This is a genomic window from Methylobacterium sp. (assembly GCF_028290105.1).
Classification (GTDB): domain Bacteria; phylum Pseudomonadota; class Alphaproteobacteria; order Rhizobiales; family Beijerinckiaceae; genus Methylobacterium.
The window spans coordinates 1-12,310 of record NZ_JAQGKL010000024.1; the positions used below are offsets into that span (position 1 = coordinate 1).

Genomic DNA, 12,310 nt, shown 5'->3' on the forward strand with positions numbered 1-12,310 from the left:
GCCCGCCCCGCCGCCATCCGGGCCAACGGTCCCCACGCCCGCGCCCGCGCCCGCGCCGCAGCCGGGCGCCACCGGCACGCCTGCGACCGTGCTCGACACGCAGGATTACGAAGGCGTGCTCGGCAAGGCGGTCCGCAGTTCGACCGGCGAAGACATGGGGCGGATCATCGATATCATCCTCGACAAGGATGGACGCCCCCGCGCCGCGATCATCGATTTCGGCGGATTTCTCGGAGTCGGATCGCGCAAGATCGCGGTGGATTGGCGCGCGATGCGCTTCGCGTCGGACGGCAAGCCGAGCCGGCTCGTGCTGCAGCTCAGCCGCAACCAGGTCCGGGTCTCCCCCGAATACAAGCCGGGAGACCCGATCGTCGTCCTCGGCCCCGCCAGCCCGGCGGCCCCCGAGGGCGAGCAGCCTGTGCCGCCCGTGCAGGGACCCGTCGCGCCGGCCCAGACCGCGGCACCCACGCCGGCAGCACCTGCGGCAACGGCTCCGGTCACGGCTCCCGCCGCACAGCCGGAGAAGGCACCGGACAAGCCGGTCGAGCGGTCGCCGGATCGATGACGGCGCCGCTCCCGAAGAACCGCCGGGCGCTCAAGCCCCGTGAAGCACCGCGCCCCGACTTCCGGCCACGCCCGCTCCCCCGCCGCGACGCCCTCATGGACGACGCCCCAGCCGCGAGCGCAGCTGAGGTGGCGTCCGACATGAAGGTGATCTCCCGCACGAGCAGCCGGGGTCTCGACGGCTTCGCGTTCTTCGTGGCCAACCTGCAAACAGGCTTCGGGCCGTTCCTGGCGGTGTACTTCACCCAGGCGAAGTGGACCCAGTCAGATATCGGCTTCGCGCTCACCGTCGGCAGCCTCGTCAGCCTGCTCGGCCAGGTGCCGGGCGGCGCCTTCGTGGACGCCGTGCGCTCCCGGCGCTTCGCCGCCGGCTTCTCCGTGGTCGCCATCGCGCTGAGCGCCTTCGCGCTCGCCATGTGGCCGAACTTCCTCGTCGTGCTCCTGGCCATGGCCGCGCATTCCGCGGCGAGCTGCATCCTCACGCCCGCCATCGCGGCGATCAGCATCGGCCTCGTCGGCCACGCGCGGGCCGGCGAGCGGCTGGGGCGCAACGCGAGCTTCTCGGCGCTCGGCAATGCGGTCGCGGCCGCCGGCATGGGAGCCTGCGGCTATTATCTCTCCAACGACGCCGTGTTCTACCTGACCGCTGCCCTGATGGTGCCGACGCTGATCGCGCTTTCCCGCATCCGCGCCGACGAGATCGCGGGACCCGTCCACGCCGGAACGGCGCGGGACACGACTGCACCGCGCGGCGAGAATGGCCTGCGTGCGCTCCTCACCAATCGGGCCCTCCTGTGCTTCGGGGCCTGCATGACCCTGTTCTTCCTCGCCAACGCCGCGATGCTGCCGCTGGTGGGCAGCATGCTCACCCTGCGGGCGAGCGAGACGGCGACCGCCTTGATCGCGGCCTGCATCGTCGTGCCCCAGGTGGTGCTCGCGCTCTCGGCCCCGGCCGTCGGGCGCGCCGCCGAGCGCTGGGGGCGCCGGCCGCTGCTGCTGCTCGGCTTTGCCGCCCTGCCTGTCCGGGGCCTGCTCTTCGCCTACGTGGACAGCCCCGAACTGCTGGTGGCGGTCCAGGTCTTCGATGGCGTGTCGGCGGCGGTGTTCGGCGTGATGGTACCCCTCGTGGTCTCCGACGCGACCCGCGAGACGGGCCATTTCAACCTCGCGCTCGGCGCGGTCGGCACAGCGATGGGCATCGGCGCGGCCCTGTCGACGTCGCTGGCCGGCATCATGGCCGACCGGCTCGGCAGCCATACGGCCTTCCTCGGTCTCGCCATCGTGGGCTTCGCCGCCTTCGCCCTCGTCGCCCTGATCATGCCGGAGACGCGCCGCGCGCCCACGGCCTAGCGGTTGGGGGAAGCGCTGGCGCGGCACCGAATTCGCTTGCCGCTCAACCTGTGTTCAGGTTCGGCGGCTATAACGCGCAAAGCGATGCCCGACACTGCAACGCTTGGTCATGCCTCGCGTTGCGATCCAGGGACCTCAAGATCCCGTGTGTGACACACGCGGGAAACAGGGGTCCGCAAGACACCTGACAGGGGTACGTTCACCCCTCAGTGGGTGAATGCTCGATACAGGGACGGTCACCTAGATGGAAGACCTCTGCGTTTATGCCGATCGGCCCTTCGCCTTCGTGGGCCGCTACCTGCGCCGGCGTGCCCTGCCGCATGTCGTGATCCTCTGCGCGGTGCTCGGCGCCGTCGGCTTTTCCGTGAGCACCGATTATGCGCTGAAGGGCGTGGTGGACGCCCTGAGCAAGGGTCCGCAGGCGGGCCTGATCTGGGGCGCGCTCGGAATACTCATCGCCTTCATCGCCGCCGACAACATGCTCTGGCGCGTGGCGAGCCTCGTCGGCTCCTTCACCTTCGTGGGCGTCACCGGCGACATCCGCCGCGACCTCTTTCGCCACATGACCGGGCACTCGCCCTCGTTCTTCGCCGATCGCCAGCCCGGCACTCTGGCGAGCCGCATCACCGCGACCTCGAACGCGATCTTCACGGTCGAGAACATGTTCGTGTTCAACGTGATGCCGCCCTGCGTCGCCGCGACCCTGTCCATCGTCTACATCGCCACCGTCAACCTTACGATGGCGGGGGTGCTGGCCGGCATCTTCGCCGCCGTCGTGGTGCTGATGTTCAAGATGGCGGCGGCCGGCAAGCCGCTTCACCACGATTTCGCCGCCAAGGCCGCCTCCGTCGACGGCGAGATGGTCGATCTCGTCGGCAACATGCCCCTGGTGCGCGCCTTCTCGGCCTTCAAGCGCGAATACACCCGCTTCGACGGCACCATCGGCATGGAGATGCGCTCGCGCCGCTCCTCGCTGCTGTATCTCGAGAAGCTGCGCATCGTGCACGCCATCCTCACGGTGCTGGCGGTGCTCGGCCTGCTCTATTGGGCGATCACCATGTGGGAGGCCGGCCAGGCGACGAACGGCCAGGTCGTGCTCGTCTGCACGCTGGGCATCCGCATCCTGGCGGCCACGCGCGATCTCGCGGTGGCCCTGGTCGACGCGACGCAGCACACCGCCCGGCTCTCCGAGGCGCTGCACACCCTGCTGCAGCCCCACGACCTCATCGACCATCCGGAGGCGATGCCGCTCGCCGGCACGGGCGCCGAGATCACCTTCGACCACGTCGCCTTCGCGTATCCGGACGGGCGCGGCGTGTTCACGGATTTCGACCTCGTCATCCAGCCGGGGCAGCGGGTCGGCCTCGTGGGCAAGTCGGGGGGCGGAAAGTCGACCCTGTTCTCCCTGCTGCAGCGCTTCTACGACGCACAGGGCGGTCGAATCCTCATCAACGGCCAGGACATCCAGCGCGTCACCCAGGAATCCCTGCGGGAGGCGATCACGGTGGTGCCGCAGGACGTCTCGATGTTCCACCGCACCTTGCGGGAGAACATCCGCTACGGCCGGCCGGACGCGTCCGACGAGGATGTCTGGAAGGCCGCCGGAGCGGCCCATTGCACGGACTTCATCGAGGCCCTTCCGGAGGGGTTCGACACCATCGTGGGCGACCGGGGCGTGAAGCTCTCCGGCGGCCAGCGCCAGCGCATCGCCATCGCGCGCGCCATCCTGAAGGACTCGCCGATCCTGCTCCTCGACGAGGCGACCTCGGCCCTCGACGCCGAGTCCGAGGAGGCGATCCGCCACGCACTCGCCAACCTGATGAAGGGCCGCACGGTCATCGCCATCGCGCACCGGCTCTCGACCTTGAAGGACTTCGACCGAATCGTCGTGCTCGAAGGCGGCCGCATCATCCAGGACGGCTCGCCGGACAAGCTGACCCATCTCGACGGATTCTACCGCGAGTTGATGAAGAAGGAATCGATGTCGCTGTCGCTCGCTGCCGCCTGAGAAGGGGCCACCGCGAGCTTGCCCTTGGGAGCGCTGTTCCGAGCGAAGACTGGGCAGCCTTTGCGGTCACCACGTCATCCCAGGGCGTCGAAGGCACTCCTGGGATGTAGATCCGCCGGCTAAGTCAGCCGGAGCGAGGCCGGTGCGTCTGGACCTAAGTTCCGCTGCGCAACTCCGGCATGACGGTTCGAGCGTCGGGCGACGCCCAATTCAAGCCGCCTCGGCGCCCGGCCCTCAGTTGTGTGACTGGATGAAGTTGCGCACTAGCGGATAGGTCTGGCTCTCCCACTTGCGGCCCGTGAACACCCCGTAATGGCCGACGCCGGCCTGGAGGTGGTGGCTCTTCATATGGTGCGGCAGGCTGGTGCAAAGGTCGTGGGCCGCCATGGTCTGGCCGACGGCGCAGATGTCGTCGCGCTCGCCCTCCACCGTCATCAGGGCCGTCCGGCGGATCGACTTCATGTCGATCGGATTGCCCCGGTAGCTCAGCTCATTCTTGGCGAGCGTGTAATCCTGGAACACGGTCTTGACCGTCTCGATGTAGAATTCCGCCGCCAGGTCGAGCACGGCGAAATACTCGTCGTAGAAGCCCTCGATCTGGCGTGCCTTCTCGGTCTCGCCATTGGCGAGATGCCAGAACAAGTCAGCATGCCCCTGCGCGTGGCGCTTGGCATTCATGGAGATGAAAGCCGAGACCTGCATGAAGCCGGGATAGACCCGCCGACCGGCGCCCTTGTGCCGGTCCGGCACCGTGGCGATCAGGTTCTTCTCGAACCATTCGATCGGCTTCGAGGTGGCGAGGTGGTTCACGGAAGTCGGGCTGATGCGGCAATCCACGGGCCCGGCCATCAGCGTCATGCTGCGCGGATGGGCGACGTCCTTCGATTCCGCCATGACGGCGGCGGCGGCGAGCGCCTGTACGGCCGGCTGGCAGACCGCGACGAGGTGCGCTCCCTCCCCGATCGCCCCGAGGAACTGCACGAGGTGGTCGACGTAATCGTCGAAGCCGAAGGGACCCGCCGAGAGCGGCACGTCGCGGGCGTTGTGCCAGTCGGTGATGTAGACGTCGTGATCGGGCAGCAGGGTGCGCACAGTGCCCCGCAACAGGGTGGCGAAGTGGCCCGACAGGGGTGCCACCACGAGGACGCGCGGCTGCTCGGTGTCGACGTCCTTCTTGAAACGCAGCAGGGTGCCGAAGGGTGTGGCGAACGCGGCCTCCTCGGTGACCGGCACCTCCCGGTTGCCGACCATCACGCTGTCGATGCCGTAGGCCGGGCGCGCGAAGGTGAGGCCGGCGCGCATCATCATCCGGGCGCCCGCCGACCACCAGGTCAGCGGCTCACGGTAGCCAGCGGCGGTCCAGGGCGAGATGGCGTCGTGGACGAGGCGCCCCCAGGCGCGCGTCTGCTCGGCCATATCCGATTGGGCATCGAAAGCACGATAGAGCATGCAGCCCGAACTCCTACGCGAACGGTCAAATCGCAAAACGCCCGCGACGGACGGCTGCGCCGACCAAGGGGCCGACGACGGGTAGCCACGCTGCGGCAGGCGGCTTCCCGAAGCAACGGGCTTAACGTGTGATATCCTGCGGCTGTTGTGCGTATACATCACAGGAGGAGGAAGCCGCCCCGGAGCGCGTGAAATCGGACCCAAATGGTCGAGACCGATCGAGAATCGGAAACGTCAACCTCGTGGAACGCGAAAAGCTCCCTTTCGCCGGCTGATAAGCCCCCGCGAACGGGAATCATCCTGCTAACCTATCCCGGCGACGGCATGAGTCTTGGATCGCGGCGAGCAGTCTTCGATCGTGGACGGGGCTTTCGCTCGCTCGAACGTGAAGACACTCAGGAGGCGACCATGCCCGCGGCCACGCTGACCATCTCAAGTCGCAACTACTCGTCCTGGTCGCTGCGGGGTTGGCTGGTCTGCCGCATGGCGGGCCTCGATTTCGAGACCGAACTGCTCTCGGGCAACGACGCTTCGACCCGGGCCGAGTTGCTGCACCTGTCACCGTCCTTCCTCGTGCCCCGCCTCGTCCACGGCGAGATCATCGTCTGGGACACGCTGGCCATCGCGCAATACCTCAACGAGATCCGGCCCGAGGCGGGGTTCCTGCCGCGCAATGCGGTGGCCCGCGCCCATTGCCGCTCGATCTCCGGCGAGATGCATGGTGGCTTCATCAACCTGCGCTCGGCCCTGCCGATGAACCTCAAGGCGCGCCACACCAACTTCAAGATCTTCAACGGCGCGCGGGGCGACATCGACCGGGTCATCACCATCGTGGACGAGTGCCTGACGCGCTATGACGGACCGTTCCTGTTCGGCGAGACGCCGAGCCTCGCCGACGCGATGTTCGCCCCGGTCTGCACGCGCTTTCGCACCTACGACGTCCCCCTGTCGCGCAAGACCGCGCTCTACCGCGACACCATCCTCGCCTGGCAGCCCATGGAGGAATGGGCGGCGGAGGCGGCCCGCGAGCCCGACGAGATCGAAGAACTCGACATGGAGTTTTAGGAAGCCGGGCAGCCTGTTCCCGCCAGGATCACTCGGCGGCGGCGCGATGTCCCGCCTCGATCGCGGCCGCCGGCGGGGCGACGGGAAGCGACGCCGCGCGCGCGAGTTCGATCCGTGCCGTCAGGCCGCGCGGAGTCCGATTGCGCAGCGTGAGGCGCCCCTCGTGCGAATCCACGATGGCGAGCACGATGGAGAGCCCGAGGCCGAAGCCGCTGGCGGTGTCGAGGTTGCGCGCCCGATCGCCGCGGACGAAGGGCTGGAGCATGGCGTCGCGCTCCGATTCTGGAATGCCGGGCCCGTCGTCGCTCACCTCCACGGCGACGCCATGCTCGGTCTGCAGCACCGAGAGGCGCGCCGAGCCGCCATATTTCACGGCGTTGTCGACGAGGTTCATGATCGCGCGCTGCAACTCGTCCGGGCGCCCCTGGACCAGCACGTGGCGGCTCTCCGAGACCCGGACGTCGGCGCCGATATCGGCGAACTCGTCGGAGACGGTCTGCACGACGGAGGCGAGGTCGATCAGCGTCTTCGTCCCGGTCCGGGTCCCGCCATCGGGGGACTGGCCGTCTCGCACGAAGGAGAGAGCGGCCTCCACGAGGCCGTTCATCTGGTCGAGGTCACGCAGGGTCATGCTCCGGGCGTGGTCGTCCTCGATGAACTCCGCCCGCAGGCGCAGGCGGGTGATCGGCGTGCGCAGGTCGTGGCTGATGGCGGCGAGCATCTGCGTGCGGTCGTCGACGAGGCGGCGCACGCGGGCGCGCATCCGGTCGAGGGCGCGCGACAGCGCCACGACTTCGCGCGGGCCGTTCTCGGGCAGGTCCACGAGGTTCATGCGGGTGCCGAACTCGTCCGCCGCCTCCACGAGGCGTGCCAGGGGCGCGGTCAGCGCCCGCGTGGCCCAGAGCGAGATCAGCGAGACCGCCACGGCGAGGAACACGAAGGTGAAGATGATCGCGCCCTGGCGCATCGGCGGCCGGTCGTCGTCCGGCACCAGGGCGGAGAGGCGCGCGCCGCCCGGCGTCGCGATCCCGATCCGCACGCCCGAGGGCGCATCCGACGGGCGCCCCGCGGCCCAGAGATCGGCGATGGCCAGCGGCCGTGCAAAGCCGTCGCGCAGGCGCTGGACCATGGGGTGGTCGATCACCCGGTCGGCGCCGGCGGCCTCCGGAACCGCGCCGTCCCAGGCCTCGATGCGCAGGGTCGGCAGCATCCGGGCGGCGTTGGCGAGAAGCGCCGGGCGATCGGCCGGGCTCGCGCCGTCGAGGAGACGGGACACCGTGGCGAGGCGGGTCGCGGCGACACCCGGATGGTCGTCGGGCCGCCACGGCTCGCGCAGGGTGAAGAAGGCGAGCGTGGCCATGGCGTGCGCCAGCACCACCGCCGCGACGATGAGCAGGGCGATCTGCCCGGCGACGCTCGACGGCATCAGCGCGCGCAAACGCGTCCAGGGCGTCCGCGTCGGGCGTGTGCGCAGGGCGTTGCTCATGCGCGCGTGACCTCCGGCGTGAAGAGATAACCGCCGGAGCGGATGGTGCGGATGATCTCGGGGTTGCGCGGGTCCTGCTCGATCTTCTGGCGGATGCGGCTGATCAGGACGTCGATGCTGCGCTCGAACGGGCCGGCGGCCCGGCCCTGCGTGAGGTCGAGGAGCTGGTCGCGCGAGAGCACGCGCCCGGGGCGTAGGCAGAGGGCGTGCAGCAGGTCGAACTCCGCCCCCGTGATGGCGATGCGCGCATCTTCCGGGCTGAGGAGCTGGCGCAGCGAGACGTCGAGGGTCCAGCCGAGGAAGTGCAGGCGGCGCACGCCCTCCTCGGTTTCCGCCTCCGTCCCCGAACCACGCCGGAGGATCGCGCGGATGCGGGCCAGGAGCTCGCGCGGATTGAACGGCTTGCCGAGATAGTCATCCGCCCCGATCTCGAGCCCGATGATCCGGTCGATCTCCTCCGCCTTGGCGGTGAGCATCAGGATCGGGATGCGTGAGGCGGCGCGCAGGCGCCGGCACAGGCTCAGGCCGTCCTCGCCCGGCAGCATCAGGTCGAGAACCACGAGGTCGACCCGGGCGTCGGCCAGGACCTTGTCCATGGCGGCCCCGTCGCCGGCGAGGCTGACGCGGCACTCGTTGGCTCGCAGGTAGCGGGCGACCAACGCGCTGATCTCGCGGTCGTCCTCCACGAGGAGAATGTGGGGATGGATCGTGGTCGTCTGCGGCATGGTCCCGAGCATCGCGGCTCCTTCCCGCATCCGGGCCTCGCGCCCGGAACCGATGCGGTTGTGTCGTCCCTCGACTATGCGCCGCGCGTTATGTTCTTCGAAGGGCCGGGGCGCGGGGAAATTGTAAACGCCTGTTTCGCCCCGATCACGCCGGAAACTGCCGGAAACACGACGGCATGGCCCGGCGCACCACCGTCATGGATTGCCGGGAGGCGCACCGATTCTTATGTCGTGGCGAAGGCGCCGGTCCCGTGGCCATCACGGATGGAGGGCGGCCTCGATGCTTCGGGAGACCACGATGCAAGGCTCGAACCGGCTGTTCGACGATTTCGCCCGCCTGATGACGGATGCCGCTGGCGCTGCACAAGGTGTGCGCCGCGAGGCGGAGACGGTGTTCAAGGCCCAGGTCGAGCGCCTGATCCGCGACATGGACATCGCCTCGCGCGAGGAGCTCGACGTCCTGCGCGATCTCGTCAGCGCGCTGCGCAGCCAGAACGACGCGCTGGCGGCGCGGGTCACCGCGCTGGAGGCCAAACTCGGCGCCGAACCAGCGGCAGGCGCGAGCGAGGCGATCTGATTCCGGGCTGATTCGCTGGCACGCGTGAGCCGCCGCGCTTGTGCACAGGAAGGAACGGTGGACGGTCGCTTTCCTGTTCACCGGGTTCCCGGCCCGCTTTGAAACGCGAGTCCAGCACGGTCTATAGTGGGTCATGACCTGATTCGCCTTCGACCCGAACCATCCTGAACCGAACAGAATCGTCGGCCGTTGCACCCGGTGTCGGGTGTGCTTGACCGAAGTCCGGAACAGAGTGCGCCCGGTCGTACGATCGACGTTCACAACGACTTCGCCGATCTCGCTCAGATCGACAAACTGGACCGCCATGACCCAACTCCACATCGAAGATCACGACCGGCACGAGCACCCCCTCGACATCGTCGAGCGCCTCGCGTCGCTGCGCGACTGGATCTTTGACCGGGCCGAGACGGACGAGATGTCGGTCTCCGTCGCCGGGCGCTGGGCCGATTACCACGTCGCCTTCACGTGGATCGAGGACGTGGAGGCGCTCCACGTCGCCTCCGCCTTCGACATCAAGGTGCCGGAGCGGCGCCGCACCGAGATCCTGACGCTGGTCTCCCTCGTCAACGAGCAATTGTGGGTCGGGCATTTCGACCTGTGGTCGACCGACAACGTGGTGATGTTCCGTCACTCGCTTCTGCTGACCGGGGGTGCGGCCCCGACGCAGGGCCAGTGCACCATGATGCTGAAATCCGCCGTCGATGCCTGCGAGCGCTACTATCAGGCGTTCCAGTTCGTGCTCTGGGCCGGAAAGTCGGCCCGCGAGTCGCTGGACGCGGTCCTGTTCGAGACCGAAGGCGAGGCGTGAGCGCTTCCCCCCTCCCCGCCTCGCTCACCCTGGTCGGTGCGGGCAAGATGGGGGGCGCCATGCTCTCCGGCTGGCTTGCGGGCGGGCTCGACGCCGGCCGCACCACGATCCTCGATCCGCAGGCCTCGCCCGAAATACGCGCGCTCTGCGCCGCTCGCGGCCTCGCCCTGAACCCCGAGACGGTACCGGTGGCCGAGGCCCTGGTGCTGGCCATGAAGCCGCAAGGGCTGGAGGGCGCAGCGCCTGCCCTCGCCCGCCTCGTCGGGCCGGAGACCCTGATCGTCTCGGTCCTGGCGGGCAAGACCATCGCGAACCTGCGCCAGCGCCTGCCTGACGCCCGCGCCATCGTGCGGGCGATGCCGAACTTGCCTGCCAGCATCGGCCGGGGCGCCACCGGCGCCGTGGCGAGCGCGGAGGTCAGCCCCAATCAGCGGGCACAGGGCCACGCGCTGCTCGCCAGCGTCGGTTCTGTGGAATGGCTGGACGACGAGGGGCTGATCGACACACTCACCGCCGTCTCCGGTTCTGGGCCGGCCTATGTCTTCCTGCTCGCGGAGGTCATGGCGCAGGCAGGTGTCGCGGCCGGATTACCGCCCGAGATGGCCGCGCGGCTCGCCCGCTCCACGGTTTCGGGCGCCGGCGCACTCCTCGATGCCAACCCGCGCGAGGCGGGGCTGCTGCGCCAGGACGTGACCTCGCCGGGTGGTACCACCGCCGAAGCGATCGCCGTTCTGATGCGCCCGGGTGGTTTGCCCGACCTCATGCGCGAGGCGGTGGACGCGGCCAGGCGCCGCGCCGGCGAATTGGCGGGCTGACGCGGGCCTAACCGATCCGGCGCTTCGACCCTACATGGGTGTCAGATTGGACGAGGATCGAACGACCATGGCCAAACGCCCCGGCACCGCCAAGCCCGATATCGCACCTTCCGACGCGCCGCCTGCGATCGCCGACGCATCGGCGCAAAGGAAGCTCCCGCCGCGCGAGGCCGCCGTCGAGGCACTGATGCGGCTGGCGGCCGAACAGCCGTGGAACGACATCGAGGTCGGTGACATCGCCCGCGAAGCGGGATTGAGCCTCGCGGAGTTCCGCGACCTGTTTCCCTCGAAGGGCGCGGTGCTCGGGGGCCTATCCCGCATCATCGACCGCAAGGTGCTGGAGGGCGACGCATCCGACTTGGCCGACGAACCGACCCGCGAGCGCCTGTTCGACGTTCTGATGCGCCGCCTCGACGCGATGACGCCCTACAAGGATGCCCTGCGCCGGATCTCCTACGCCCTGCGCGGCGACCCGCTGTCGATGCTGGCGCTCAACGGTGTCGCGTTGAACTCGCACCGCTTCATGCTAGCGGCGGCCGGCATCAACACCGAGGGACCGCTCGGCCGCCTGAAGCTCCAGGGTGTGGTCATCGCTTTTGCGCGCACGGTCGAAGTCTGGCTCGACGACGACGATCCGGCGCTGGCTCGCACCATGGCACGCCTCGACAAGGAGATCCGCAACGGCGAGCGCTTCATGGAGCGCGCGGACGATGCCCGCCGCCTCACCGCCCCGTTCCGGGCGCTCGGCCGCTCGCTGCTCGAGCGCGGCAGCCGCTCGCGACGGGGCCTCCATGCGCGCGACGACCGCAACGAGGATGCGGGCAATCCGCTGGGAGGCGATCCGGCGGCGGCGATCTGAGGGACCGCAGAAGGATCGTGCAGCCTGCTGGGCCTGGGATAAGTTCGTCTAGACCCCCTGCCAGGGTCGCCTGAAAATCCCTGTCACGATCGGCCTATCCGCCGAACCGGTATCAACCGTCATCGTCATCTGGAGCCGGTCCCCCTCCCGGCGAAAGTGAATCGTGAAGGCATGCCCCGCCGGCCAGCCTCGCACCGAGGCGTCCCATTCGCCCGCGCCGGAGAGTTCGGTCGCCCGAATGTCGGAGAGGGTCGCGGCTCAGCCGTTGTTGGCCGTGACCGTAAAGCTCTTTCCCCGGGTTTCGAAGGTGATGCGACAGGTTGGGCAGGCGCCGGCATTGCTCGCGATCTGCTCCCACTCGCCGAAGATCGTTTCGATGTCCTCCGCGGCGGCGGCCGGTAGGGACACAACGAGGGCGGGGAGGAGCCCGAGCCAGGCGAAGCGCCTGATGTGCATCCTCACCGATCGGCGCCCGTCATAGGGCGGGCGGATCGTGCCGCCGCGGCTCGACGATGACGTTCGGCGGCGTCGCGCCTGTCTCACCGAGAACCTTTCGCAGGGCGCGAGCCTGGGTACGACCGGCATGACGGCGAGTCCGCGGAGC

General features: G+C 69.0%; 11 protein-coding genes and 1 pseudogene. 8 read left to right on the forward strand and 4 right to left on the reverse strand.

What is annotated here, in order from left to right; all coding sequences use genetic code 11:
• From JWQ05_RS01980 to JWQ05_RS01990, 3 genes are all read left to right on the forward strand, one after another.
• A partial coding sequence (locus tag JWQ05_RS01980) for a PRC-barrel domain-containing protein (protein WP_299653690.1) occupies positions 1-565 on the forward strand: 565 nt, incomplete at its 5' end.
• A 95-nt stretch (positions 566-660) separates the two neighbouring features.
• Positions 661-1,914 carry an MFS transporter gene (locus tag JWQ05_RS01985; RefSeq protein WP_299653693.1) on the forward strand — a complete coding sequence of 418 codons (1,254 nt, stop codon included), beginning with the start codon at positions 661-663 and terminating at the stop codon, positions 1,912-1,914.
• Positions 1,915-2,158: 244 nt separating this feature from the next.
• Positions 2,159-3,922 carry an ABC transporter ATP-binding protein gene (locus tag JWQ05_RS01990; RefSeq protein WP_299653696.1) on the forward strand — a complete coding sequence of 588 codons (1,764 nt, stop codon included), beginning with the start codon at positions 2,159-2,161 and terminating at the stop codon, positions 3,920-3,922.
• 234 nt (positions 3,923-4,156) lie between these two features.
• On the opposite strand, the gene phaZ is transcribed toward JWQ05_RS01990, so the two are convergent.
• Positions 4,157-5,371, reverse strand: coding sequence for a polyhydroxyalkanoate depolymerase (gene phaZ / locus JWQ05_RS01995; protein ID WP_299653698.1), 1,215 nt, complete (start codon positions 5,369-5,371; stop codon positions 4,157-4,159).
• Between the two features lie 408 nt (positions 5,372-5,779).
• Here phaZ and JWQ05_RS02000 point away from each other — a divergent pair, with 408 nt between their 5' ends.
• Positions 5,780-6,436, forward strand: a complete 657-nt coding sequence (locus tag JWQ05_RS02000) for a glutathione S-transferase family protein (protein ID WP_299653700.1) — start codon at positions 5,780-5,782, stop codon at positions 6,434-6,436.
• Positions 6,437-6,464: 28 nt separating this feature from the next.
• Here the strand turns inward: JWQ05_RS02000 and JWQ05_RS02005 are convergent, their stop codons facing one another.
• Together JWQ05_RS02005 and JWQ05_RS02010 are read right to left on the reverse strand one after the other, a co-directional pair.
• Positions 6,465-7,862: an ATP-binding protein gene (locus tag JWQ05_RS02005; protein WP_299653712.1), complete on the reverse strand. Its 1,398-nt coding sequence runs from the start codon at positions 7,860-7,862 to the stop codon at positions 6,465-6,467.
• 56 nt (positions 7,863-7,918) lie between these two features.
• Complete coding sequence (locus tag JWQ05_RS02010) at positions 7,919-8,647, reverse strand: response regulator (protein ID WP_299653715.1); 729 nt, start codon at positions 8,645-8,647, stop codon at positions 7,919-7,921.
• 298 nt (positions 8,648-8,945) lie between these two features.
• Here JWQ05_RS02010 and JWQ05_RS02015 point away from each other — a divergent pair, with 298 nt between their 5' ends.
• The 4 genes from JWQ05_RS02015 (at position 8,946) to JWQ05_RS02030 (ending at position 11,706) form a co-directional block, all read left to right on the forward strand.
• Complete coding sequence (locus JWQ05_RS02015) at positions 8,946-9,224, forward strand: accessory factor UbiK family protein (protein ID WP_299653702.1); 279 nt, start codon at positions 8,946-8,948, stop codon at positions 9,222-9,224.
• A gap of 304 nt (positions 9,225-9,528) precedes the next feature.
• Positions 9,529-10,032, forward strand: a complete 504-nt coding sequence (locus JWQ05_RS02020; protein ID WP_299653704.1) for a YbjN domain-containing protein — start codon at positions 9,529-9,531, stop codon at positions 10,030-10,032.
• On the forward strand, positions 10,029-10,847 hold the full coding sequence (gene proC / locus JWQ05_RS02025; protein ID WP_299653706.1) for a pyrroline-5-carboxylate reductase: 819 nt from the start codon (positions 10,029-10,031) through the stop codon (positions 10,845-10,847). Before JWQ05_RS02020 ends, proC begins: the two co-directional genes overlap by 4 nt.
• A gap of 67 nt (positions 10,848-10,914) precedes the next feature.
• Complete coding sequence (locus tag JWQ05_RS02030; RefSeq protein ID WP_299653709.1) at positions 10,915-11,706, forward strand: TetR/AcrR family transcriptional regulator; 792 nt, start codon at positions 10,915-10,917, stop codon at positions 11,704-11,706.
• A gap of 258 nt (positions 11,707-11,964) precedes the next feature.
• On the opposite strand, the pseudogene JWQ05_RS02035 reads toward JWQ05_RS02030, so the two are convergent.
• Positions 11,965-12,310: pseudogene (locus JWQ05_RS02035) on the reverse strand (hypothetical protein); the annotation flags it as partial.